Consider the following 24,851-nt stretch of genomic DNA (forward strand, 5'->3'; position numbering starts at 1 on the left):
GGCGGTGTCCGATCATGGGCGGGTGAATCCATTGCCATGGTCATGGTCGTTGCCCTTCGGCGCGGTGTACGCCGCAGGGGTGCAGCTCGGCGCTCACGCCCTGGACCGGCTGGGTCCGGAACGCCGCGACCGGGTGCTGCTGGGTTGTTCGACGAACGTGGACAACCTTTCGGCCGGCCGCTGGGAAACCCTGCTGAGCAGTGCCTTCGTCGTCGAGGAACCGATGCCGCTGCCCTACGCGTTGCTGCTGGTGGCGGTGCTCGGGTACGCCGAGTACGCGTACGGGGCCTGGTGGACGGTGGCCGTGTTCCTCTTCGGGCACGCCTCCGCGACCCTGCTCGTCTACGGCGCGCTGCGGCGCACCACCGACCGCCGGACCCGGAGCGCGTTGGACGTGGGCACGAGCTACGGGTTCAACGCCGTGCTCGGCGCCCTGACCTCGGCCCTGCCGCCCGGGACCGTACGGAACGCGGCCCGGGTGGGCCTGCTGGCGCTCGCGGCGCAGCCGGTCCTGCGTCGGGAGCGGACCTTCACCGACGCCGGGCACCTCGCGGCGCTGGGCGTGGGGATCGGACTCTCCCTGGCTCTGGACCGACTGGTTCCGGACCGGCTGATTCCGGACCGGCCGGCCCTCGCCCGGCATGTGGGACCGGCTCGTCGGCATACCGCTCTTGCCTGACCCGAATGATACGAATGATCTGAATAATCCGAATGACACGAGTAATCCGACCCTCGCGCATACCGCTGGAGACGCCACGATGACCGCCACGCCCTCCACCACCGTCGCCAACCTCCGCGATCTGGGTGGCACCCCGCTCGCCGGCGGGCGGACCGTCCGGCCCGGACTCGTGCTGCGCTCGGGCTCCCTCGACCGGCTCGACCCGGCCGCGGACCCGGTGGTGGCCGCGCTGGGACTGCGTACGGTCATCGACTTCCGCAGCGACTCAGAGCGCGCCGATCACCCCGACCGGCTGCCGCAGGGCGCCCGGCTGGTGGTGCGCGACGTGTTGGCCGACAAGATGAACGACGGCAGGATGCCCGCCGCGACGCAGCTGAAGGACCTGCTCGCCGATCCGGTGGTGGCCGAGGAGCACCTGGGCGGCGGCAGGGCGCAGGAACTCTTCGGCTCGGTCTACCGGTCGTTCGTCAGCTCCGGGTCCGCGCAGGCCGCCTACCGCACGCTGCTCGTCGAGGCCGCCGACCCGGAGTCGGGTCCGCTGCTCTTCCACTGCACGGCGGGCAAGGACCGTACGGGGTGGGGCGCGACGCTGATCCTGGCGCTGCTCGGCGCCGACGACGAGACCCTCATGACGGAGTACCTGTCGGTGAACCCGGCGGTCAAGGTGGCCTTCGCCCCCATGATCGAGGGCTTCACGGCGGCGGGCGGGGACCCGGACATCGCGCTCGCCCTGATCGGGGTGTTCCCGTCCTACCTGGAGGCGGGCCTCGACGAGGTCCGCACGCGCTACGGGTCGATCGAGAAGTACGTGCGCGAGGGCCTGGGCGTGTCCGAGGAGACCATCGAGGCGCTGCGGACCAAGCTCATCGCCTGACCCCTGCCGCGTCCCCGACGACCCGGGGGCGGAGAGCGCGCCCGGGGCCCGGTTCGTCCGAACGTGTGCGCTGGGGACGGGTGACCATCCGACGAATCGCTCGTTCTGCTGAACGTGACTGCGCCGGATACCGCCACCCGCCCCCTGCCTCCCGACGTCGAGCAGGCCGAGGCCGCCATCGTCGAGCACTACCCGCGGCTGGTGCGGCTCGCCTATCTGGTGCTGCCGCCCGCCCTCGGCCGCAATCGGCGGGTCCTGACCGCCCATTCGCTGACCCAGCGCGCCCTGCCGCGCGGTCGGCGGGCCGCAGGGGCCGACGCCGCCCTGGTGCGCGGCGGGGTCCCGGCGCAGCGCGACGGGGCGGACGGGCCCGAGTCGGGCTACGCGTACGTCCGGTTGCGGGTGCTGCGCTCCGCGCTGGAGGCGGGGATCCCGCTGAGCTTCCGGGCGCTCCCGCTGCGCGGGCAGTTGCCGACGCTGCTCCCCCAGGTGTGGGGGCTGCGGCTGTTCCCGAGGTCGGGCGGGGCGGAGGAGCTGGCACTGGACCAGTGGCTGGCCGGGTTGAACGGGCCCGGTCGGGCGGCCTGTGTCCTGCGGGCGGTGGAGGGGCTGGCGGAGCCGGACGTGCTCCGGGTGCTCACCGAGGCCGGGGTCGCCGATCCGGCGGCGGCGGTCGCGGAGTCCGGGGATCCCGCGCACGACGCCCTGTTCGCTTCGCCGGAGTTCGATCCTTGCGTGCTCCAGGCCCGGCCCACCGATCTGTTGCGCCGCCGGCGGTTCACCCGGGCCGGGTTGGCGGCGGCCGCGGCTCTGGCGGTGTGCGGGGCGCTGCTGGCGTTGCCCGGCGGTGGGTGGGGTTCCGACGGGCCGGCCGCTCCGCCGTACGCGTTGAACGCGGCCGCCGAACAGGCTTTGGATCCGAGGCAGTTGGTGCGGGCTTCGACGGCGCTGTGGCGTACGTCCTCCCGTACGGACTACTCGACGTGGCCGGCGCGCGGCGACCGCGCCGACGACGTGGAGCTGCTGCGTCGGGCGTTGGCCGTATGGGCGCGGCCGGGGAAGGGGGTCGTGGTGTCGGCGACGCCGGGGACCCCGTCGGGCCCGCCGATGGGGCCGCCGCAGTTGTTGTTCGCGGGGGCCGTCGACCAGGCGGTGGTGGTGCTGCTGTACGACGGGCTGCGGGTGGTCCGGTACGCGGAGCCGCGCGCCGGGACCGCGGGGGCCGCCCTCGACTTCGCCCGGACCGACGGGGCGTCGGCGGACACCGCGACGGGGCTCGTGCTCAGCCGGGTCGACGGCAACGTCCGCTACCTGACGGCCCCGTGGGTGACCGGCGCCGCCCTGCGGGACCTCCTCAAGCCCGCCGAGGCGCCGGTGGCGCTGAAGCTGACGCCGGAGGGGATCACTCCGCCGGTGGCGAGTCCCGCCCCGGGCGGCAGTTGCGGCAGCTGGAACGCCATGGCGCTGACCGGTGACGGGGCGACCCGGCTGGTCACGGACCTGGGCGAGCTGACGCCGGCCCGGCTGACGTCGGGGGCGCCGGGCGCCGCGCGGGACGTGTCGGAGGCGGCCGAGCTGGGCGAGTGGTCGAAGATCGCCTGTCTGCTGCCCTCGGTCCGCTCGCACGGGGTACGCGGCGTCAACGCCTGGACGTACGCGAAGCAACCGCTGCCGGAGAACGACGGGACGGCGACCTGGCTGTGCACGCGGGCCGAGACCTGGCAGGGCGGGTCGGACCGGGTGCAGGCGCAGTTCCTGGCCCCGGGTGCGGCGCTGGCGGCCCAGGCGGCGAAGGCGGAGGGGACGGCGGCGTGCGGGCCGCGGGAGCCGCGGGTGTTGGCCGGGGTGCTGTGGAAGTCCCGGGCGGGGAGTTGGTACGTACTGGCGGCGGGCAGCGCGCAGTTCGCCTCGTTGTCGGTGTCGGGCGGGGTCAGCGGTTCGGCGACGGGCAACCGGTTGGCCGTGAAGGCTCCGGAGGGCGCGCAGGTCGATCTTTCGGGCAAGCTGACGGACGGTACGAAGGCCGGGGTGCTGCGGTAGGCCGCGTCGTCCCGGTGGGACGGTGGCAGATTGGCGTGCCGGAGGGGTTTTCCTCTCCGGTACCCGTCAGTACATTGACGCCATGTCTAATACGCCGCTCGTGCCCGCCCCCGTGGCGTCGGAACAGACGGACCTCCAACCGCGGAACGTCTCCTTCTCCTGGCAGGACACCCCACTGCACTGGCTGCCCGGCGATCCGTTCGCCGGGCACACCATCAACGTGCTGCACCTGCTGCTGCCCGCCGGCGAGCGCTGGTTCGTCCACGTCTACAAGCAGGTCCTCCCGCACATCACGGACGAGCGGCTGCGGGCGGACGTCATCGGCTTCATCGGGCAGGAGGCCATGCACGCCGCCGCGCACGACGACGTGCTCCCGCACCTGAAGCGGCTGGGCCTGGACCCCACCCCGTACACCGCGCAGGTGGACTGGCTGTTCGAGAAGCTGCTCGGCGACCGGACCCTGCCGCCGGGGCGGGCCCGCAGGTGGTGGCTGATGGAGCGGGTCGCGATGATCGCGGCGATCGAGCACTACACGGCGTTCCTGGGCGACTGGATACTCAACGCCGACGAGCTGGACCGGCGCGGCGCCGACCCGACGATGCTGGACCTGCTGCGCTGGCACGGCGCCGAGGAGGTGGAGCACCGCTCGGTGGCCTTCGACCTGTTCATGCACGTGGACGGCAACTACCGCCGCCGCGCCCGAACCTGGGCGACGGCCTTCACGGCCCTGGTGTTCCTGTGGCAGCGCGGCGCCCGCTTCTTCATGGAGAACGACCCGCACCTGCCGGCCGCGAGAGCTTCCCTGGGGCAGTTCTTCCGGGCGGGACAGCAGGGCGTCCTGCCCTCGGCGGGGGCGATGGCCAGGTCGATCCCGACGTACCTCTCCCGTACCTACCATCCCTCCCAGGAGGGATCCACCGCCCAGGCGGAGGCCTACCTGGCCACCTCGCCCGGCGCCAACGGCGGAGTCCGGCCGTGAGGCGGGCCCTGGCCGTGACCGCCGTGGCCGGCGCGGCGTTCCTGACCCGGCGCGCGCTGGGCCGGCGGATCCGCCGCTCCCCGCTGTGGCCGCTTCCCGCGCTGGAGAACCCGGTGTCCGGCCACTCCCCGCGCCGACTGCTGCGCACGCTGATCGTCTCCCGTACGGAGCCGGCGCAGGGCGTGCTGCGGCTGGTCCTGGAGTCCCCCGAGCTGCCGGCCTGGACCCCGGGCGCGCACGTGGACGTCGTCCTCCCGTCGGGCCTGGTCCGCCAGTACTCGCTGTGCGGGGACCCCGCCGAGGTCGGCCGGTACACGATCGCGATCCGGTTGATCGAGGACGGCCGGGGCGGCTCCCGCGAGGCGCACGCGCAGCTGGTGGAGGGCGCGGAGCTGGAGGTCCGCGCGCCCCGCAACCGGTTCGAACTCGCGCCTGCGCCCTCGTACGTCTTCGTCGCGGGCGGCATCGGCATCACCCCGATCCTCCCGATGCTCCGCGCGGCGACGACCTCGGGCGCCGACTGGACGCTCCTGTACGGCGGCCGCTCCCGCGCCTCGATGCCGTTCCTGCCCGAACTCGCGGCGTACGGGGACCGGGTCACGGTCCTGCCCGAGGACGAGACGGGCCTACCCGACCTGAGCCCCCTGGCGGCGCTCGCGCCGGGCACCCTCGTCCACTGCTGCGGCCCGGAGGCCCTGATGCGGGCCGTCACCGACGCGGTGGCGGACCCGGCGACGGTCCGCCTGGAGCGGTTCGCCCCGGCGGCGGGCGGCCCGGCGCGGCCCTTCACGGTGGAACTGGCCCGCTCGGGGCGCACGGTGGAGGTCGCGGCGGACGAGTCGACGCTGACGGCGGTCCGCCGGGAGCTCCCGAACACCCCGTACTCCTGCGAGCAGGGCTTCTGCGGCACCTGCCAACACCGGGTGTTGGCCGGGGAGATCGACCACCGCGACGCGCTGCTCACCGACGGCGAACGCGCGGACTCCATGCTCCTGTGCGTCTCCCGCGCCGCCGCGGACCGCCTGGTCCTGGACCTGTAGCGGCCGGTGGGGGCCCGACTCCCGTCCCGTGGGGCGCAGTAGGGTGTCGGCATGACAACCGGGGTGCGGCGCAGGATGGGAGTCGAGGAGCGGCGGCAGCAGCTGATCGGGGTGGCCCTGGAGCTGTTCAGCAACCGCTCCCCCGACGACGTGTCGATCGATGAGATCGCGGCGGCCGCCGGGATATCGCGGCCGCTCGTCTACCACTACTTTCCCGGCAAGCTCAGTCTGTACGAGGCCGCGCTGCGGCGGGCCGCCGACGAGTTGGCGCAGCGGTTCGTGGAGCCGCACGAGGGGCCGCTCGGGGCTCGGTTGCTGCGCGTCATGGGCCGGTACTTCGCGTTCGTGGACGATCACGGGCCCGGTTTCTCGGCGTTGATGCGCGGTGGTCCGGCGGCCGGCAGCAGTCGGGCGAACGCGATGATCGACGAGGTGCGTCAGGCGGCGTACGAGCAGATCGTCTCGCACATCGGGGTGCAGGATCCGCCCGCCCGGCTGGAGTTGGTGGTGCGCTCCTGGGTGTCGCTCGCCGAGTCGACGGCGTTGATCTGGCTGGACGGTCGGCGCATTCCGCGCGCCGAGCTGGAGTTGCAGCTGGTGCACGACTTCGCGGCGCTGGCCGCGGTCAGTGCCGCGTACGACGCGGAGATGGCGGGGATCCTGGGGCAGATCCTCGTGCACGAGCCGGCGGACGGGCCGTTCGGTGAGCTCGTGACACGGCTGGTCGGGCTGGTGCCCGGGGCCGGCTCGGCGGCCGGCTGCGGCGAAGGTGACGGACGCGGCGGGGTGCCCGCGGCCGGATGATCACCGCGCGATAATGCCCGCGTGATCATTGACGACGAGATCCTGTTCCGGCGGGCCGTGGAGAAGGACGTCGGCACGTTGGTCGACCTGTACGACCAGGCCGCCCGGTGGATGCAGAAGCGCGGGATCGAGCAGTGGAAGCCCGGTGAGAAGGACGCCGCGCACTTCGTGAAGAAGATGCGCGAGGGCGAGGTGTGGCTGGCCGGGGACCCGGACCGGCGGATCGTCGGGGCGTACGAGCTGTGGTGGTCCGACGAGGAGGCGTGGGGGGTCCAGCCGCCGGTCGCGGGGTACGTGCACCGGCTGATGGTGGACCGGCGGACCGCGCCGGTTGGGACCGGGCGCCGCATGCTCGAACACGTCGAGCGGCGCGTCGCCCGGTCCGGGCTGGCCCGGGTCCGGCTGGACTGCGTCTCCACCAACCCCCGGCTGCTCGCGTACTACCGCAACGCGGGCTACCGGGTGGTCGGGGAGTTCCCCCACAAGGAGGCGTCGGACGGCAGGGTCTACGGGGTGATCCTGCTGGAGAAGCGGCTGGACCGGCTCACCGTCGTGTGAAGACGGCGACCGAGCGGGCCGGCGTGGTGAACTCCCCCTTCGTCGCGTCGTACGAGGCGGTCTTGACCACCGGGTCCGCGCCCGCCCGCTGGACGGGGTGCAGGGCGTACGCGGTGCCCGCGAGGGCGGGGACGCGCTGCCGTTGGGCGGTGGGGGCTGCGTTGAAGACGACCACCAGGTCCCCGAGGGTCATGGTGATCACGCCGGGGGTCTCCTCGGGGCCCGAGAGCGGGAACGCCAGCTTCGACTGGACGGCGTCCGCGGTGGTGAGGGCGAAGGCGCTCTCCGTCGTGCGGATCCGCAACAGGTCGAGGTAGGCGGCCGAGGTCGCGGTGATCTCGGCGCAGCCGGGGGCCGGGCCGGTGAGCAGGGGCTTCGCGTACGTCCACTTCGACTGGTTGTCGGCCGCCGGCGGCAGGCCTCGGCCGAAGCCGTTGCCGTCCCGGCAGTCCCAGTGCAGGGCGTTGAACCAGTCGCCGCTGTCGTAGGAGTTGCGGTCCAGGGACTTCGAGCGGAGCAGGTCGGTGCCCGCCTGGGAGAGGGCCGGGCCCTGCGAGAGCGCGGCGGTGGCCATCGCCAGGACGTGCGCACGGGCCTGGTCGGCGGGCGAGGTGCCCTGCGGGAGCTTGAAGGTGAGGGCGTCGGCGAGGGTTTCGTTGTCGTGGGCGTCGACGTAGGCGAGGGCGTCGCCGGGCGCCGCCGCGTAGCCGGCCGGGGAGCCGTTGTAGTCGACCTCGGAGCCCTTGACGCGGCGGCCGGTGGTGTCGGTGAAGGTGTACGGGGCGAGGTTCCCGGACAGTCCGACCTTGATCAGGTCCTGGGAGTGCAGGAGCCGGGCGCGCTGTTCGTCGGGGGTCCCGTTGGCCGGTGAGGCGTTGGGGGCGGTGAACAGGCCGGTGGCGAAGCCCTGGACGCGCGGGTCCTCGTCGAAGGGTCCGCCGCCGCGGACGGCGTCGCGGGCGCGGTCGGAGAAGGTGGCGATGCCGGTGCCCGCCATGTTCTTCTGGGTGGCCTGGACGAAGCGGGCGTCGTCGGCGACCTCGCCGAAGTTCCATCCCTCCCCGTAGAGGACGATCTTCTTGCCGTCGACGCCGTCCTTGGCGAGGGTCAGGGCGTCGAGGGCCTTGCGGACGGCGAGGACGTTGTCCTTGGGGTGGTGGCCCATCAGGTCGAAGCGGAACCCGTCGACCTTGTACTCCTTGGCCCAGGTGACCAGGGAGTCCACGACGAGCCGGCCCATCATGGCGTTCTCCGGCGCGGTGTTGGCGCAGCAGGTGGAGGTGGCGACGCCGCCGTCGGCGAGGAGCCGCTGGTAGTAGCCGGGGACGATGCGGTCCAGGACGGACGTCTCGGCCTGCCCGGAGGCGACGGTGTGGTTGTAGACCACGTCCATCACGGTGCGCAGCCCGGCCCCGTTCAGCGACTGGACCATCCTGCGGAACTCGACGGTGCGGGCGGTGCCGTTCGGGTCGCTCGCGTACGAACCCTCGGGAACGGTGTAGTGCAGCGGGTCGTAGCCCCAGTTGTACGCGTCCTTCGCGGCGGCGGCCGCCACGCAGGCCTGTTGCTCCGCACTGTCGGGGGCGTACACCTTCAGGTCGCAGGCGGGTTCGGTGCGGTCGGCGGGCTTCTCCGGGATGGTGCCGATGTCGAAGGCCGGCAACAGGTGGACGTAGGAGGTGCCGGCGGCGGCCAGTTCCCGCAGGTGCCGCATGCCGGCCGAGCCGGTGTCGGTGAAGGCCAGGTACTGGCCGGGGTGGCGGCTGGTGCGGTCCGCGACGGAGAAGTCCCGAACGTGCAGTTCCTGGATCTGGGCGGAGGTGAAGGGGACGGCCGCCGGCTTGCGCAGGTCCTTCCAGCCGGGCGGGGCGAGCTTCGGGTCGGTGAGGTCGACGGCGAGGCTGTGCGTGGAGTCGGCGGTGAGGGCGGTGGAGTAGGGGTCGGTGACGAGGTTGCGGACGACCTGGCGGGTGCTGGGCGCCCACACGGTCACGGCGTACCGGTAGGGCTTGCCGGTCCAGGAGCGTTCGCCGCGCACCGACCAGACGCCGGTGGCGTCGTCGCGGCGCATGGGGACGGTGCGGCCGTCGAGTTCGAGGGCGACCTGCTGGGCGGTCGGCGCCCACACGGACAGGGTGGGGCGGCCGTCCTTGAAGACGGGGCCGAGGGCGGCGTTCGTCGCGTACAGGTCGTCGAGGACGCCGGCGAGCTGGACGCCCGTGGCGGCGAGGACGGCGCCGTTCGCGGTGCGGGCGCTCGCGACGAGTTGGCCGCGCGGGGCCTCCCGTACGCGGTCCCGGTCGCGGGGGTCGACGGTGAAGGCCGGGTACGCCGCCAGGTGCGGGAACTTCTGCTTCTGGGCGGCGGTGAGCTCGGAGCGGTTCAACCGCAGCCAGCCGGCGCCGGCTTCGCGCAGGACGCCGTTCTCCGCGGTGATGCGGCCTTCGCGGGAGGCGAGGAGCTGTACGGAGGCGGCTGCCGGGGGCGCCTTCCAGGCGACGGTGTCCCGGTCGATCCAGACGGCTTCGGCCTTGGTGAGGTCGAGGGCGGCGGCCGATCCGGCGGGCTGCGGCAGCAGGTACGGCTGCCGGCCGGCGAGCGTCCACACCTCGTGGCCGGTGGCCTTCAGGTCGAGGGACTGGTCGGTGGGGAGGTCCTTCTCGTCGCCCTTGTGCAGGACGTAGCTCAGGCTGGTGGCGCCGGCCGCGAGGGGCACCTCGTAGACCGCGCCCCAGGGGTCGAAGCGGGCGGGCATCAGCGGCTTCGACCAGTCGGTGGGGTTCGCCGCGCCGGTCCAGACGTGCAGGCCCCAGCCGTCGTACGCGCCGTCGGGGCGCTGGTGGTGCAGGACGGCCTTGGTCGTGTCCTGCGGCGGTTGGGCGGGCGGCTCGGTGCGGGCGGGTTCCTTGCCCTGTTCGAGCCAGATCTCGCCGGTCCTCGTCACGTCGATGGTGCGGTCGACGGCGACGTCCTTGGTGCCGTCCTTGTCGATGACCAGGTAGTTGACGGTGGAGGCGCCGGGCTTGAGCTTGACGTGGGCGAAGGCGCCGTAGGCGTCGCGGCCGGTGAAGGCGTGCCCTTCGGGCCACGGAGTGGATTCGCCCTCGGCGATGTCTCCCCAGGCGTACAGCCGCCAGTTCGCGTAGTCGCCGTCGGGGCGGTTCCAGTGGACGACCGCGTAGTCGCGTGCGGCGGCGGTCGGGGTCTCCTTCGGCGGCGTCTGCCCGGCGACGGAGGCGGCGAGGGCGCCGGCGGTGCGTCCCGCCGCGTCGATGACGACGGCCTTGTACCGCAGGGGCGTTCCGGCCGGAGCCGTGACGTGCTGGGTGACCTTGTACGGGGCGTGGTCGGCGGAGCCGAGGACCTGCCACTTCCCGGTGCCGGTCTGCGCGGCGAACACGACCCGGTTCAGGCCGCCGCCGGTGACCTCGGCGGACAGCTCGACGGTGCCGGTGGCGCCGGGCGCCGGGGCCTTCAGGGTGAGCGCGGGCTTGACGGTGGGCGCCGCGAGCGGCGCCACGGCCTGCAGGACCACCGAGCCGAGCGCGGGCAGCGGGACGGTGAGCTTGCCGGCCGCGGAGGCGCGGACCAGGGCGGTGCCCCCGTACAGGTGGCGGTACTGGGCGCCGGCGGGGGCGTCGATCTCGACGGTGCGGGCCTCGGGGGCGTTGTTCGCCGCGACCAGGTACTCGGTCCGGGTGCGGGCGTCGGTCCGGGCGAAGGCGTACACCGGCCCGTCGGCGAGGCGCTCGCTCTGCACGCCGTCGCGCAGGGCCGGGTGGGCCTTGGTGAGCTTCGACAGTTCGCTGATCCGCCGGTACAGCGGGTGCCCGGGGTCGTAGGCGTCGCTCGCGTGGGTGCGGGCCGTGCCCAGCTGGTCGTCGTCCAGGTAGTCGGCGGTGCGGGAGGCGAACAGCGGCTGGCGGGCGTCCTTGTCGCCGCCCGCGCCGGTGAAGCCCTGCTCGTCGCCGGAGTAGACCACCGGGTTGCCGCGGGAGAGGAACATCAGCTCGTTGGCGAGCCGGTAGCGGTCGAGGAGCTCCTGCTCCCCCGCCCCGGGCCGGTCCTGCTTCAGGAAGGTCCCGAAGCGGCCCATGTCGTGGTTGCCGAGGAAGGTGACCTGCTCGTACGCGTTCGCCTTGTCGGTGGTGTAGCGGTAGTCGTCGGCGAGTACGGAGCCCAGCCGGCCGGCGGCCGCGCCCTGGGAGGCGTAGGCGCGGATGGCGTCCTGGAGCGGGAAGTCGAGGGTGGCGTCGAGCCGGCCGCGGGTGACGTACGGGGAGGTGACGGCGGTGTCGGCGGAGTAGACCTCGCCGAACATGAAGAAGTCGTCGCGGCCGCGCTCGGCGGCGTACGCGTCGAGGGCGGTGGCCCACTTGGTCCAGAACTCGGTGTTGACGTGCTTGACGGTGTCGATGCGGAAGCCGTCGATCCGGAAGTCCTTGACCCACTTCTGGTAGATCTTCTCCATGCCGCTGACGACCTCGGGACGCTCGGTCCACAGGTCGTCGAGCCCGGAGAAGTCGCCCTGCTCGGAGGACTCGCCGGCGAAGGTGGAGTCGCCCCGGTTGTGGTACATGGTGGGGTCGTTGAGCCAGGCGGGGACCTTGAGGTCCTTCTTCGCGTCGGGGACGAAGGGGGTGCGGGGGAAGGACGCGGTGCCGGTCTTCGGGAACGTGGCCCGGCCGGCCGCGTAGTCGGCGTCGTCGAAGGGGACGCCGCCCTTGGTCAGGTAGGGGAACGCGCCCTTCGACAGGTAGGAGCGGGATCCCTCGCGGTAGTCGACGACGTCGGCGGTGTGGTTGGTGATGACGTCGAAGAAGACCTTCATCCCCTTCCCGTGCGCCTTGTCGATCAGCTTCTCCAGGTCGGCGTTGGTGCCGAAGTGCGGGTCGACCTGCGTGAAGTCGGTGATCCAGTAGCCGTGGTAGCCCGCCGAGGCGTCCTTGCCCTCGCCCTGGACCGGCTGGTTCTTGAAGATCGGAGCCATCCAGATGGCGGTGGTGCCGAGGCCCTTGATGTAGTCGAGCCGGTCGGTGAGGCCCTTGAGGTCACCGCCCTGGTAGAAGCCCTTGTCCGTCGGGTCCAGGCCGGTCTGCGACCGGGTGCCGGTGAGGCCGCCGCGGTCGTTGCGCGGGTCGCCGTTGGCGAACCGGTCGGGCAGGACGAAGTAGAACTGCTCCCGGGTCAGGTCGTGCCGGGCCGGCTCGGCGGCCAGCTTCGCGTCGGGGGGCGGGGCGGGGGCCTGTGCGGCGGCCGTCGCCGGGAGCACGGGCAGGAGCGTCACGGCCAGGGCGGCGGCGAGCACTCCTGCGGCAGGGCGTATCAAGGCGGGTTCTCCTCGGTCGCGGGGTGGAGGGCCGCCCGGCGGTGGCGGGTCCGATGGGTGCCGGGCGGCCCTGGTCTGCGGGGCGACGGCTCAGTTGCGCCAGGTGTCGGTCAGCGTGACCTTGCCGCTCGCGGGGACGGTGGCCGTACGGTTGGCGCCGCTCTCCCAGGTGACGTTCCCGGCGGCGTCCTTGCGCACGTACTTGTAGGCGAAGGCCGTACCGGCCGGCAGGGCGGCGTCGAGCTTCCAGACGGGGTAGGCCGCCGGGTCGAGCTTCGGGGCGGCGGCCGGGTTCCAGCTGCCGAGCTCGGGCCGGTCGCCGGTGACGTACACGTTCTGCCCGGGCACGGTCGTCGCGTTGACGGCGAACGAGGCGCCGGAGCCGGCGGAGGGCGGAGTCGTGTTGCAGGTACGGGCGTTGACGTGCAGGGCGAGGGCGGTGCCGGCGGCCAGGGTCGCCGTGAACTGCCCGGAACCGTTCACCGCGACGGGCCGTCCGCTCTGCACGTCGCAGTAGTCGCCGGCGGGGAGGGAGGTCTGGAAGGTGCGGGTGAGCGCGGACGCCTCGTGGTTGATGGCCACGTACGCCTTCGCGCCGCGCCCGAAGGCGATCCGGTCGCCGCCGTCGTCCCACCAGTTCGTGACGGACTGGCCGCGGGCCGCGTTGCGGAAGCCGACCATGGAGGAGATCTCCCGCCAGGCGTGCTGACACTTCCAGCCGTCGCTGTAACAGGAGTTGACCGTGCCGCCGTTGGGCGGGCCGGCGTCCTTGTCGGACCACTCGTAGCCGGAGTGCACGTCCGGGGAGCCGTAGGGCCAGGCCAGCATGAAGACGTTGGCCAGGGTGTAGGAGGAGCCGTCCTTGTGGCTGAGGGTGTCGCCGCCGCGCTCGGTGTCGTGGTTGTCGACGAAGGCGCCCGCCTGCGCGGACGGCATGTGGCCCCAGGCCTCGCCGAAGTTCTTCAGGTGGGCGAGGCTCTCATCGCGGAAGACCCGCTTGAGGTCGCGGGCGTACCGGAACTCCTGGACGTCGCCGCTGCCGAGGTACTCGCTCGGCGAGACGGCCTCCCCGGCCCCGAAGATGGCCTCGTGCTTCCAGTACACGCCGGGTTTGGTCAGCCGGGACTTGATGTTCGCCAGGTCGCCGGCCGGCATGTGCTTGGCGGCGTCGATCCGGAACCCGTCGACGCCGAGGGAGAGCAGGTCGTTGAGGTACCCGGCGATGCGGCCGCGTACGTACTCCTCCCCGGTGTCGAGGTCGGCGAGCTGCACCAGCTCGCAGTTCTGGACGTTGCCGCGGTCCTGGTAGTTGGAGATCGTCGCCCGGCAGTCGTCCATGTCGGCGCCGGAGTAGAGGCCGGGGTAGGCGTACTTCGTGTACGAACTCCCGCCGGTTCCGGTGTGGGTGGCGCCCGCGTCCGCCGGGCCGGCCATGTGGTTGATGACCGAGTCGGCGACGACCTTGACGCCGGCGGCGTGACAGGTGTCGACCATGGCCTTGAACGCGGCCCGGTCGCCGAGCCGTCCGGCGATCTTGTAGCTGACGGGCTGGTACGAGGTCCACCACTGGCTGCCCTGGACGTGCTCCTGGGGCGGCGAGACCTGGACGTACCCGTACCCGGCCGGGCCGAGGCTGTCGGTGCAGGCCTTGGCGACGGAGTCGAAGCGCCACTCGAAGAGCACGGCGGTCACGTCCCGCTCCCCGGGAGCGGCGGCCCGCGCCTGCGGCGCCTGGGCGGTGAGGGTCCCGGCGACGGCAACTGCCGTGACGGCGAAAAGGGTTGCAGCTCTGGCGGCTCTGACAGGCATGCGGGGTCCTCCTGGCGTAGAGGTGGGGATTGCAGGCGACCGTAGAGCCAGGCAGGGAGTGTTGCAAGAGTTTGCGCAAGAGGTTGCAGATTTGTTTCCGGGGGTGGGGCGGACGGCTGGTCGGGCCACCCGGCGCGGGGTTCGACTCGTCCGGATCAGGGAGGGTTTGGGGGGTTGGATGAGCAGGAGCGGGGCCGTCAGGGATGAGGCGAGGGGGCGGGGGTCGGCTCACCTGGCGCGCGGGGAGGTCGGAGGGCCTACGGGAGACCCACGGGTGCGGCCATAGCCCCTACCCGCCCGCCAGGACGACGACATCAGCCGCAGGAGACGTCAGACGGCCAAGACGCTTCGGATCCGTGCCTTCTTCGACCGGTTCAGCGTCTGCGAGCCGCCTGAGGTTGGTCAGCGGCAGGGGCGACATTGGCGACCGAGGTGGTGAATTCCCGGCCGGACGCGGCACGGATGTAGGCCAGCTCCATCCAGCGCTCCACTGCCGTGTCCGAGACGTTCTCGTTGACCACGGCCATCAGTTCGCCTTCGACGCCCGAAGCGATGTCGCGGACCCGGCGGCGCAGGAGCAGATGGGGAAGGTACTCGTACCGCTCACTCATCGGACGAACCCTCGATGGAGAAGACGAAGAGTTCCCAGCCGGCACATGCCCGCTCAAGCAGTTCCTCACTGATCCCGAACCACGCTCCCCAGCCCGCACCGTGGGCCCTCACGAGGGGCTGGAGCCTACTGGGCCCGTCCGAAGTCAGTCCCTCCGTGCCGTCCATTTCCATGGCATCCCTTTCCGAACTCGACGACCCGTTCGTGACGAGTCCAAGGAAACCGACGGAAGTCGGCGGACTCCACAGCATCGATGCGGCAGGCTTGACGCAGATCCGTGCACGAGGTTCCGAACTGTGAGAAGGGGCCGGCATGGGACTTGCTGGACGGCGGAGGGCCCTGGGCTACAGTCAGGAGGAACTGGCCGAACTGCTCGGCGTGGACCGTACGACGGTCGGGCGCTGGGAGAGCGGCAAGGTCGAGCCGCAACCACCCCAGCGACGACGCCTGGCAACCACCCTCGGGATCAGTCTCCAAGAGCTCGGCGACCTCCTCGCGGAGCCACGAGCCGCAGGCCCGGAGGCCCCCGGGAACCAGTGCAGTGACCACCCGACCGCGGGAGACCTCGACGAGATGATCCGCCGCGAATTCCTCCGCATCCTCACGATCAGCGGTGCGCTTTCCTCCTTCCCGATGGACGACGCCGACGCCCTCTCGGACGGGGCGGCAAGGGGGACGCCTGCAGATTTCGAGCGGATGAACGCCCACCTTTGGCAGGTCTATCGACTGGCCCGTTCGAAAGGCTCCGTCTACACGATCATCCGTGACCAGCTGACGACGTTGAACGAGGCGCTGTCCTCCGGCCGGGGCGATTCCCGCCTCCTCCTGAGTGCGGCGGCCGATCTCTTCCAAATGGCAGGCGAGGTCGCCTTTGACGGCAACAGGTACGCCGATGCGGCCGCCTCGTACACGCTCGCGGCGTCCGTCAGCAAGGACGCGGACGCCTACGACCTGTGGGCCTGCGCCCTTGTTCGCCACGCCTACGTGGACATGTCCGAGCAGCGCTACGGTCAGGCGGCACAGATGCTCGACGCGGCCGAGCGATTGGCCGGACGAGGAAACAGCAGTCTGTCCACCCGCCAGTGGGTCGCGTCGGTCCAGGCGGAGGCCTACGCGGGCCTTGGTGACCTGAGTGCCTGCGAACGTGCACTGGACCGAGCCGAGAAGGTCCGTGACCTCGCTTCCGACAGCGCCAACGGCGGATGGTTGCGATTCGACGGAACACGACTCGCCGAGGAGAGGGGAGCCCGGTACCTGAAGCTCGGCCGTTTGGACTTGGCAGAGGAGACGCTGAACCGCGCCTTGGATGAGGCCGCTCTGCTATCCGGACAGTCCTATCGTCGCAAGGGGGCCGTGCTGGCGGACTTGGCCGCCGTCGGGGCGAGGCGACGCGATCCCGAACAGCTCATGGCGTACGGGCGGCAGGCCATCCATCTGGCGCAGGCCTCATCATCCGGCTATATCGTCCGTAGACTCCTGGCGCTGTGCGCCGAGTTCGGCCCGATGAGGCACGACCGTCGCGTGGCAGAGCTGGGAGCGGACATCGCCATGCTGAACACACCATGAGGAGAAGGGTCGGCATGCCACAGACCGAAGGCGCACGATTGTTCCGGGAGACGTGGATCGCGGGCGTCCACCAGCACTTTCCCGGGGAGCCCAAGCCGGGCTACGTCACGCCGTGGGCCGATACGCCGCAGTGGGAACGCGAGGCTGCCGGCTCCGTCTACGAACAGGTACGGCACTTCGTGAAGCTCAGCGGCGGCCACACGTCCCGATTGTCACGCGAGCAGAAGGGCCGGTTCGTCGCGACATGCTGGACGGCCCAAATGTACAAGCAGTTCGAGGACCCGAAGCCCGGGTACGTCGCTGACTGGCCCGAACTGCCCACCTGGCAGCAGGAAACCGACTCGGACATCTTCGAGGCCATCGAGAAGGCCGTTGACTGAGCCGCTTCTCGCCACAGGACGGTCGTAGGACACCGGCCGCGAGAAGGGCGTAGCGATCTGCCTAATCCGGAGGCTTCCCAGGCCCTTGTGGTCGTCTCGTCGGGTGGGCGGGGCGCGGTCGTGGTCCCGGGAAGGGTGTGGCGGGCGCATGCCGTGTCGGGCAGCGCCCTCCCCTTCGCCGCACCGCTGAGGGCCCCGCCCCCTACGCCCCCGGGCCCGGGCCCGTGGAGCCGCGGACGACCAGTTCCGGTTGGAAGACGTACTCCGTGCGCTGGACCGGGGTGCCGGCCACCGCTTCGAGGAGGGCGCCGACCGCCGCCGTCGCCATGGCGCGGACGGGTTGGCGGACCGTCGTCAGGGGCGGGTCCGTGAACGCGATGAGCGGGGAGTCGTCGAAGCCGACCACCGAGACGTCCTCCGGCACCCGCAGCCCCCGTTCCCGGGCCGCCCGTACGACGCCCAGCGCCATCGGGTCGCTGCCGCACACGATGCCGGTGCAGCCCCGGTCGAGGAGGGCCCCGCCGGCGGCGTGGCCGCCCTCGACCGTGAACAGGGTGCGCTGGATCAGCCCCTCCTCCTCGGCCGAGGGAACGGCCGCCAGGAACCCCTGCTCCTTGCGCGCCGACGGCACGTACCGCGTCGGCCCGATCGCCAGGCCGATCCGCCGGTGCCCGAGTTCCTCCAGGTGCCGGACGGCCATGTCGGCGGCGGCCCGGTCGTCCGGGGAGACGAAGGGCGCGCTGATCCCCTCGTTGAACCCGTTGATCAGTACGAACGGCACGCCGCGCGCCGCCAGTCGCCGGTAGCGCGACGGGTCGGCGTGCGCGTCGGCGTGCAGTCCGGACAGGAAGACGATGCCGGTGACCCCGCGTTCCTCCAGCTGTTCCACCAGTTCGTCCTCGGTGGCCCCGCCCGGCGTCTGCGTGCACAGCACCGGCGTGTATCCGTGGCCGGCCAGCGCCTGCTCGATCACCTGGGCGAACGCCGGAAAGATCGGGTTGGTGAGTTCGGGGATGAGCAGCCCGACGAGCCCGTTGCTGCGGCGCTTGAGCCGGACGGGCCGCTCGTAGCCGAGCAGGTCGAGCGCGGCCAGCACCTTGTGCCGGGTGCCGGCGGCCACGCCCGACTTGCCGTTGAGCACGCGACTGACGGTCGCCTCGCTGACCTGGGCCTGCGCGGCGATGTCCGTCAGCCGCAACGGGGAAGTCACCCCCGCCACCACACGGCGCTGTCGGCGGGCAGAACACCGGGCAGGACGCCGGACGCGGTACCGGCGACGTCGGGAGCACAGCTGCTCAGCAGCACTTCGCTCGCGCCGGGAGCCGCGTACGCGACGGGCTCGCCGGTGGTGTTGACGGTGCACACGAAGCGGCCCCGGCGGAACGCCAGCACCCCGGCGGGGGCGGGCAGCCACTCGACGTGGTCGCCCGCGCCGAGGTCGGACTGCTCGCGGCGGATCCGCAGGGCGGCCCGGTACAGCTCCAGGGTGGACGCCGGGTCGCCGGTCTGCGCCTCGACGCTCAGGCCCGCCCACTCGGCGGGCTGCGGCAGCCAGCTGCCGCCGTCGCCGAAGCCGTACGGGGCCCGGTCGCCGGACCACGGGATCGGGACGCGGCAGCCGTCGCGCAGGCCGTCCTGCCCGTTGGCCTTGAAGAACGAGGGGTCCTGGCGGACCTCGTCCGGGAGGTCCACGACCTCGGGCAGCCCGAGTTCCTCGCCCTGGTAGACGTACGCCGATCCGGGCAGGGCCAGCATGAGCAGCGCGGCGGCGCGCGCCCGTTCCAGACTGCCGAAGCGGGTGCGGTGGCGCACGACGTCGTGGTTGGACAGCACCCAGGTGGTGGGGGCGCCGACGGGACGCATCGAGTCGAGGGAGTCGTCGATGGCGCCGCGCAGCGCTTCGGCGTCCCAACCGGTGTTCAGGTAGTGGAAGTTGAAGGCCTGGTGGAGTTCGTCGGGGCGCAGGTAGAGGGCGGTGCGGTCGGCGCTGGGGGTCCAGGCCTCGGCGACGCCGATGCGGTCGCCGGCGTACTCGTCCAGCACGGTGCGCCAGGAGCGGTAGATCTCGTGGACGCCGTCCTGGTCGAAGAAGGGCAGCACCTGGTTGCCGAGCAGCTTGAGCTGTTCGTCGCGGCCGAGGTCGGGCAGGCCGGGGGCCTTGACGAGGCCGTGGGCGACGTCGATGCGGAAGCCGTCGGCGCCGAGGTCGAGCCAGAACCGCAGGATGGAGCGGAACTCGTCCTGGACGGCGGGGTGTTCCCAGTTGAAGTCGGGCTGTTCGGGGGCGAAGAGGTGCAGGTACCACTCGCCGTCGGCGACGCGGGTCCAGGCGGGTCCACCGAAGATGGACTCCCAGTCGTTCGGGGGCTCCGCACCGTCGGCCCCCCGGCCCGGGCGGAAGTGGAAGCGCTCGCGCAGCGGGGTGCCGGGGCCCTCCCGCAGTGCCTGCTTGAACCATTCGTGCTGGTCGGAGCAGTGGTTGGGGACGAGGTCGACGATGATGCGCAGGCCCAGGTCGTGGGCTTCGCGTATCACCGCGTCGGCGTCGTGCAGGGTGCCGAACATGGGGTCGATGGCCCGGTAGTCGGCGACGTCGTAGCCGGCGTCGGCCTGCGGGGAGGCGTAGAAGGGGCTCAGCCAGACGGCGTCGACGCCGAGCTCCTTGAGGTAGGGCAGTCGGGTGCGGATGCCTTCGAGGTCCCCCATGCCGTCCCCGTTGGAGTCGGCGAAGCTGCGCGGATAGACCTGGTAGATCACCGCTTCTCTCCACCAACCGGGCAGGGTGCCGGTCGGGGCGGGAAGTGCGTCGGCGAGGTGCTGGGTCATGTCGTCCTTGGAGAGGTCGGGCCGGGAGGTGGAGCGGGCGGGCGCGGCTGCTGGTGAGCCGCCGGGTGGTGGGCGGCTCAGGTGGTCAGCGGCTCGGGTGGTCAGCCCTTGGTCGCGCCCGCCGTCATCCCGGCGACGAGGTGACGCTGGGCGAAGAGGAAGAACACGGCTGCGGGGATCGCGATGAGGACGGAGGCCGCGCTCATCGCTCCCCAGTTGGAGGTGTACTGGGTGACGAAGGTCTGGAGTCCGCCGGCCAGGGTGAGGTTCTCCTCGCCGACCATGAAGGCGGAGGCGTAGGCGACTTCGCCCCAGGCGGTGATGAAGGCGTAGAAGCCGGTGACGGCGAGGCCGGGCTTGGCGAGCGGGAGGATCAGCCGCCAGAAGGTGCCGAACGGGTTGAGTCCGTCGACGCGTCCGGATTCGTCGATCTCGACGGGGATGGTGTCGAAGAAGCCCTTCATCATCCACGCGCAGAACGGCACGGCGATGGTGAGGTACGTGATGATCAGGCCGAGCGGCTGGTTGAGCAGCCCCAGCTCGCCCATCAGGTTGTAGAGCGGGACGATGAGGATCGCCATGGGGAACATCTGCGTGATGAGCAGGGTCCACATGAGGGGCTTCATGCCGGGGAACTTGAACCGGCTGACGGCGTATCCGGTGGTGGCGGCGATGAACACGCCGAGCACGGTGGTGACGCCGGCGACGAGGACGGAGTTCGCGAACCAGCTGAGGAAGTGGGTGTCCTCCAGCAGGTGGCCGTAGTTCGCGAGGGTCGGTTCCTTGACGAAGTCGGTGGTGATGGCGTGCTGCGCGGGCTTGAGCGAGGTCAGCAGGATCCAGAGGACCGGGAAGACGGCGATCACGGACGCCCCGACGAGGGTGGCGTGCAGGGCGAAGGAGGCGAGCGGGGAGCGGCTGCCGCGCGGGCGGGCGGGGTGCGCCGCGGCGGGCGGAGCCGCCGGGCCGGTGCGCGTGCCGGTCCCGGCGTCGGTGGTCGTGGAAGTGGTCACGGTCACCACACCTCTCCCTGCTTGCGCAGCGAGCGCCGGTAGACCAGCGCGAAGATCATGAGCAGGGCCAGGATGAGGACGCCCCAGGTCGCGGAGCCGGCGAAGTCGCGCGGGCTGGCGACGAAGGCCTCGCGGAAGGCCTGGGTCACGAGGATCTCGGTGGAGTCACCGGGCCCGCCCCGGGTGAGCAGGAAGATCACCGGGAACATGTTGAAGGTCCAGATGGTGGAGAGCAGGATGACGGTCATGCTCACCGCGCGCAGTCCGGGCAGGGTGATGTGCCGGAAGCGCTGCCAGGCGGAGGCCCCGTCCATCTCGGCGGCCTCGTACAGCTCTCCGGGGATGGACTGCAGTCCGCCGAGCAGGGCGACCATCATGAAGGGGACGCCGAGCCAGACGTTGACGGCGATGACGGAGAACTTGGCCCAGGTGGGGTCGTCGAGCCACGGGATCGCGGCGATGCCGCCGCCGTCGAGGACCTTGTTGAGGATGCCGTTGTCGCGGTTGAAGAGGAACCGCCAGGCGAAGACGGAGACGAAGCCGGGGACGGCCCAGGGCAGGATGAGCGCCATCCGGTAGGCGGCGCGGCCCCGGAACTGCCGGTTGAGCATGTTGGCCAGGCCGAGGCCGAGGCCGAAGGTGATGGACACGCACGCGACGGTCCACACCACCGTCCACACCAGCCGCTGCAGGAACACCGGGTCGCCGAGGACGGCCACGTAGTTGTCGAGGCCGACGAACTCGTACGTCGCCTCGATGTGGCGGACGCCGATGGTGCGGGCGACGTTGCGTTCGTTGGCGTCGGTCAGCGACAGGTAGATGCCGCGGACGAGCGGCCAGCCGATGATCACGCCGAGGACGAGGACGACCGGGGCGATCATCGTCCAGGCGTACCAGTGCGTGGCGAGGGCCCGCTTGAAGCCGGGGCGCGGGCCGCGTGCGCCGCCGGTGCCTGCGCTGTCAGTCCTGCGGCTCCGGCCGCGGACGGGACCGGTGGTACCGGCTACCCCGTCCGCGGCCTTCGCCACCGACTGGCTGGTGTGAGCAGCCATGGTTCGTTACTTCCAGCCCTTGAGGATCTTGCGGAACTCTGCTCCGGCGGCCTTGGCGGCTTCCTCCGGGGTGGAGGTGCCGGTGAGGGCCTTGGTGTATTCGACCTTCAGCGGCTCGAAGAGGGAGCCGTTCTCCGGGATCCAGGCGCGCTCGACGGCCTTGTCGACGGCCGGCTTGAAGAACTGGACCATCTCGCTGCTCTTGACGTCCGGCTGGTCGTAGGCGGCGGTACGGGTCGGCAGCAGGCTCAGCTCCTTGGCGGACTGGACCTGCACCTCCTGCGAGGTGAGGTACTCGACGAAGGCGTGCGCCGCGGCGCGGTTCTTGGAACCGGCGTACACGGCGAGGTCGTGGCCGCCCTGGGGGGCGCCCGCCTTGACGGAGCCGGCCGGGACGGCGGCGACGCCGAGGTTGGCCTTGTCCTTGAACTGCTCACCGGCGTAGGTGTCGGCGACGGCCCAGGGGCCGTTGATCATCATGGCGACCTCGCCGGACTTGAAGGCCGTCTGCATGTTGGCGAAGCCGTCGGTGGCGTTGGTCACCGCGGCGCCCGAGGTGACGAGGTCACGCGCGGCCTTGAAGGCCTTGACGCCCGCCGGGTTGTCGACGGTGACCGTCTTGTTCTTGGCGTCGACCAGGTCGCCGCCCTCGCCGTAGATGAACGGGAAGAGCCAGTAGGAGTCGTCGCCGCGCAGGTAGAGGCCGGTCTTGCCGCTCTTCGCCTTGATCGCGGCGGCGGCCGTCTTCAGCTCCTCCAGCGTGGTGGGGGGCTGGACGCCGGCGTCCGCGAGCATCTTCTTGTTGTAGAAGAGGCCGAGGGTGTCGATGACCTGCGGGACGGCGAAGGTCTTGCCGTCGTACTTGCCGCTGGCCGCGGCCTGCGGCAGGAACTCGGCGTCGATCTTCTTGGCCGTCTCGGCGGGAACCTCGTCGAGGTAGCCGAGGGAGGCGAAGTCGGCGACCCAGCCGACGTCCGCGCGGATCACGTCAGGGGCTTCGGCGCCGGAGTTGAAGGCGTTCTTGACCTTGTTCTGCGCGTCGCCGTACGGGACGTTGACGTACTTGACCGTGACCTTCGGGTGCTTGGCGGTGAACGCCTCGGCGATCTTCTGGAAGCTCGCCTTCTCGGCCTCGTTCGAGGTGTCCCACCAGGTGACCGTGCCGCTCAGTTCACCGCCGGCCTTGATGTCCCCGGTGTCGTCCTTGGTGTCACCACCGCAAGCCGTCGCCGCGAGCGCCAGGGCCGCGACCAGCGCGGTGGCCGCTATGCCACGCCGCATATGAACTCCTTCGATGATCCCGGCCGCGTCCCTGCGGTCCCGAGTTGCCGAGAACGTAACAAGACTGAAAGCCGACCGAAAGACCTTGCGGCAATTTTCTGCAAGACGCGGCGATCGTTACATCCGTGTGTCCGTACGGTTGCCTCGGCTTGCTGTTAGTTCGACCCACCTTCGAGTGTCCGGGCCCGCAACCATGGGGTGTGTACCCGCGTTGACCCCGATATGACCCACGAGTTGACGGCCTCCGGGCTTGCAAGCGCTTCCAGCAACCCCACCACGAGCGGTGGCTGGTGGCGCGATGCCGTCATCTACCAGGTCTACGTGCGCTCCTTCGCGGACGGCGACGGCGACGGGATCGGCGACCTGCGCGGGGTCCGCGAGCGGCTCCCGCACCTGGCCCGGCTCGGCGTGGACGCGGTGTGGCTGACCCCCTTCTACGTCTCCCCCCAGGCCGACGGCGGCTACGACGTCGCCGACTACCGCGCCGTCGACCCGCTCTTCGGGGACCTCTCCGACGCCGACGACCTGGTCCGCGCCGCGCACGCGCTCGGCCTGCGGGTCATCGTCGACGTGGTGCCGAACCACACCTCCGAGCAGCACCCCTGGTTCCGGGAGGCCCTCGCCGCCGGGCCGGGCAGCCCGGCCCGGGAGCGGTACCTGTTCCGGCCCGGGCGCGGCGCGGACGGGGGGCGGCCGCCGAACGACTGGGAGTCCGTCTTCGGCGGTCCCGCCTGGACGCGGGTGCCGGACGGGGACTGGTACCTGCACCTCTTCGCCCCCGAGCAGCCCGACCTGGACTGGGAGCACCCGGAGGTGGCGGCGGAGTTCGCGTCGGTCCTGCGGTTCTGGCTGGACCTCGGGGTGGACGGCTTCCGCATCGACGTGGCCCACGGCATGGTCAAGGCACCCGGGCTGCCCGACATCGGCCGTGGCGCGCAGGCCACGCTGATCGGCACCGAACCGCTCCCCTTCTTCGATCAGGACGGGGTCCACGAGATCCACCGTTCCTGGCGCCGGCTGCTGGACTCCTACGGGGGCGAGCGGATCGGCGTCGCCGAGGCGTGGGCGCCGACCTCGGAGCGGCTCGCGCTGTACGTCCGGCCCGACGAGCTGCACCAGGCCTTCAACTTCCGGTTCCTGAACTGTCCGTGGGACCCGGCCGCGATGCGGACCGTCATCGACGAGTCCCTGGCGGCGACGGCCTCGGTGGGGGCGCCGACCACGTGGGTGCTGTCCAACCACGACGTCGTGCGGCACGTGACCCGGTACGGGGGCGGGCCGCGGGGCCTGGCCCGGGCGCGGGCGGCGGCGCTGCTGATGTTGGCGCTGCCGGGTTCGGCGTACGTGTACCAGGGGGAGGAACTGGGGCTGCCGGAGGTCACCGACCTGCCCGACGAGGCCCGCCGCGACCCGGCGTTCCGCCGCGGCCGGATCCCGCGCCAGGCCGGCTCCCCGGCCCCCGCGCCGGGGAGCGGGGAAGCGGAGGCCGCCGAGGCCGCCGGGCAGGACGGGCTCCGCGACGGGTGCCGGATCCCGCTGCCCTGGTGCGGCGAGGAGCCGCCGTACGGTTTCGGCGGCGCCGGCAGCTGGCTCCCGCAGCCCGGTGACTGGGCCGGGCTGAGCGTGGCCGCCCAGACCGGGGACCCGCACTCCACCCTGGAGCTGTACCGGGCGGCCCTGGAACTGCGCCGGGCGATGCCGGGCCTGGGCGCCCCGGAAGCCGGCCGGTGCGCGGCGGACGCTCCGCCCGCCCCGGCCGATACCGCGCCGGCCGAGGTTCCCGGCGCCCGCACCCCCGGAGCCGTCGCCCCTTCCGGCATGGAGTGGCTGCCGGCGCCCGACGGAGTCCTCCTCTTCACCCGCCCCGGCTTCGCCTGCACCGTCAACACCGGGTCGGAGCCGGTGGAGCTGCCGGCCCCGGGGCGGCCCGTCCTGTCGAGCTCGCCGGTGCGGACGGACGGGCGTACCGTCCTGCTCCCGGCGGATTCCTGCACGTGGTGGGCAATCTGAA

General features: G+C 71.8%; 18 protein-coding genes. 10 read left to right on the forward strand and 8 right to left on the reverse strand.

All coding sequences use genetic code 11. From position 1 onward, the window contains the following. Positions 1 to 22 precede the first annotated feature (22 nt). The 7 genes from ACZ4XJ_RS07845 to ACZ4XJ_RS07875 all read left to right on the forward strand — a co-directional run bounded on the left by ACZ4XJ_RS07845 (position 23) and on the right by ACZ4XJ_RS07875 (position 6,974). The gene (locus tag ACZ4XJ_RS07845) at positions 23 to 679 is read left to right on the forward strand and encodes a rhomboid-like protein (RefSeq protein ID WP_468495627.1); all 657 of its coding nucleotides are present in this window, start codon (positions 23 to 25) and stop codon (positions 677 to 679) included. 79 nt (positions 680 to 758) lie between these two features. Then, entirely contained in the window at positions 759 to 1,553 is a 795-nt protein-coding gene (locus ACZ4XJ_RS07850; RefSeq protein WP_468495628.1) for a tyrosine-protein phosphatase, read from the forward strand. A gap of 114 nt (positions 1,554 to 1,667) precedes the next feature. After that, positions 1,668 to 3,593 (forward strand): hypothetical protein, encoded by a 1,926-nt coding sequence (locus ACZ4XJ_RS07855; RefSeq protein ID WP_468495629.1) that lies wholly within the window; start codon positions 1,668 to 1,670, stop codon positions 3,591 to 3,593. An 82-nt stretch (positions 3,594 to 3,675) separates the two neighbouring features. Continuing rightward, on the forward strand, positions 3,676 to 4,572 hold the full coding sequence (locus tag ACZ4XJ_RS07860) for a metal-dependent hydrolase (RefSeq protein ID WP_362877218.1): 897 nt from the start codon (positions 3,676 to 3,678) through the stop codon (positions 4,570 to 4,572). After that, the gene (locus ACZ4XJ_RS07865; protein WP_468495630.1) at positions 4,569 to 5,612 is read left to right on the forward strand and encodes a PDR/VanB family oxidoreductase; all 1,044 of its coding nucleotides are present in this window, start codon (positions 4,569 to 4,571) and stop codon (positions 5,610 to 5,612) included. Before ACZ4XJ_RS07860 ends, ACZ4XJ_RS07865 begins: the two co-directional genes overlap by 4 nt. A gap of 51 nt (positions 5,613 to 5,663) precedes the next feature. Continuing rightward, entirely contained in the window at positions 5,664 to 6,416 is a 753-nt protein-coding gene (locus ACZ4XJ_RS07870) for a TetR/AcrR family transcriptional regulator (RefSeq protein WP_468495631.1), read from the forward strand. A gap of 21 nt (positions 6,417 to 6,437) precedes the next feature. Then, on the forward strand, positions 6,438 to 6,974 hold the full coding sequence (locus ACZ4XJ_RS07875) for a GNAT family N-acetyltransferase (RefSeq protein ID WP_468495632.1): 537 nt from the start codon (positions 6,438 to 6,440) through the stop codon (positions 6,972 to 6,974). Here the strand turns inward: ACZ4XJ_RS07875 and pulA are convergent. The 3 genes from pulA to ACZ4XJ_RS07890 all read right to left on the reverse strand — a co-directional run bounded on the left by pulA (position 6,961) and on the right by ACZ4XJ_RS07890 (position 14,723). Further along, the gene (gene pulA, locus ACZ4XJ_RS07880) at positions 6,961 to 12,303 is read right to left on the reverse strand and encodes a pullulanase-type alpha-1,6-glucosidase (RefSeq protein WP_468495633.1); all 5,343 of its coding nucleotides are present in this window, start codon (positions 12,301 to 12,303) and stop codon (positions 6,961 to 6,963) included. The genes ACZ4XJ_RS07875 and pulA overlap by 14 nt on opposite strands. A gap of 90 nt (positions 12,304 to 12,393) precedes the next feature. Further along, on the reverse strand, positions 12,394 to 14,112 hold the full coding sequence (locus ACZ4XJ_RS07885) for a carbohydrate-binding module family 20 domain-containing protein (RefSeq protein WP_468495634.1): 1,719 nt from the start codon (positions 14,110 to 14,112) through the stop codon (positions 12,394 to 12,396). Positions 14,113 to 14,486: 374 nt separating this feature from the next. Further along, positions 14,487 to 14,723, reverse strand: a complete 237-nt coding sequence (locus ACZ4XJ_RS07890) for a hypothetical protein (RefSeq protein WP_468495635.1) — start codon at positions 14,721 to 14,723, stop codon at positions 14,487 to 14,489. A gap of 311 nt (positions 14,724 to 15,034) precedes the next feature. On the opposite strand from ACZ4XJ_RS07890, the gene ACZ4XJ_RS07895 reads away from it, so the two are divergent. After that, complete coding sequence (locus ACZ4XJ_RS07895) at positions 15,035 to 16,288, forward strand: helix-turn-helix domain-containing protein (protein ID WP_468495636.1); 1,254 nt, start codon at positions 15,035 to 15,037, stop codon at positions 16,286 to 16,288. A gap of 14 nt (positions 16,289 to 16,302) precedes the next feature. Beyond that, positions 16,303 to 16,668: a hypothetical protein gene (locus tag ACZ4XJ_RS07900; protein ID WP_468495637.1), complete on the forward strand. Its 366-nt coding sequence runs from the start codon at positions 16,303 to 16,305 to the stop codon at positions 16,666 to 16,668. 202 nt (positions 16,669 to 16,870) lie between these two features. Here the strand turns inward: ACZ4XJ_RS07900 and ACZ4XJ_RS07905 are convergent, their stop codons facing one another. From ACZ4XJ_RS07905 to ACZ4XJ_RS07925, 5 genes are all read right to left on the reverse strand, one after another. After that, positions 16,871 to 17,887 carry a LacI family DNA-binding transcriptional regulator gene (locus tag ACZ4XJ_RS07905; RefSeq protein WP_362877209.1) on the reverse strand — a complete coding sequence of 339 codons (1,017 nt, stop codon included), beginning with the start codon at positions 17,885 to 17,887 and terminating at the stop codon, positions 16,871 to 16,873. After that, positions 17,875 to 19,494 carry a glycoside hydrolase family 13 protein gene (locus ACZ4XJ_RS07910; protein ID WP_362877208.1) on the reverse strand — a complete coding sequence of 540 codons (1,620 nt, stop codon included), beginning with the start codon at positions 19,492 to 19,494 and terminating at the stop codon, positions 17,875 to 17,877. Before ACZ4XJ_RS07910 ends, ACZ4XJ_RS07905 begins: the two co-directional genes overlap by 13 nt. A 101-nt stretch (positions 19,495 to 19,595) precedes the next feature. Further along, entirely contained in the window at positions 19,596 to 20,507 is a 912-nt protein-coding gene (locus ACZ4XJ_RS07915) for a sugar ABC transporter permease (protein ID WP_468495638.1), read from the reverse strand. 2 nt (positions 20,508 to 20,509) lie between these two features. Continuing rightward, a complete protein-coding gene (locus ACZ4XJ_RS07920) occupies positions 20,510 to 21,559 on the reverse strand; it encodes a carbohydrate ABC transporter permease (protein WP_362877207.1) in 1,050 nt (349 codons plus the stop codon). Positions 21,560 to 21,565: 6 nt separating this feature from the next. Next, positions 21,566 to 22,840, reverse strand: coding sequence for an extracellular solute-binding protein (locus ACZ4XJ_RS07925; RefSeq protein ID WP_362877206.1), 1,275 nt, complete (start codon positions 22,838 to 22,840; stop codon positions 21,566 to 21,568). A 222-nt stretch (positions 22,841 to 23,062) separates the two neighbouring features. On the opposite strand from ACZ4XJ_RS07925, the gene ACZ4XJ_RS07930 reads away from it, so the two are divergent. After that, positions 23,063 to 24,850, forward strand: coding sequence for a glycoside hydrolase family 13 protein (locus ACZ4XJ_RS07930; RefSeq protein WP_468495639.1), 1,788 nt, complete (start codon positions 23,063 to 23,065; stop codon positions 24,848 to 24,850). The last annotated feature ends 1 nt before the right edge of the window (position 24,851 follow it).

The sequence above is a fragment of the Streptomyces sp. NPDC029836 genome (genome assembly GCF_055574495.1).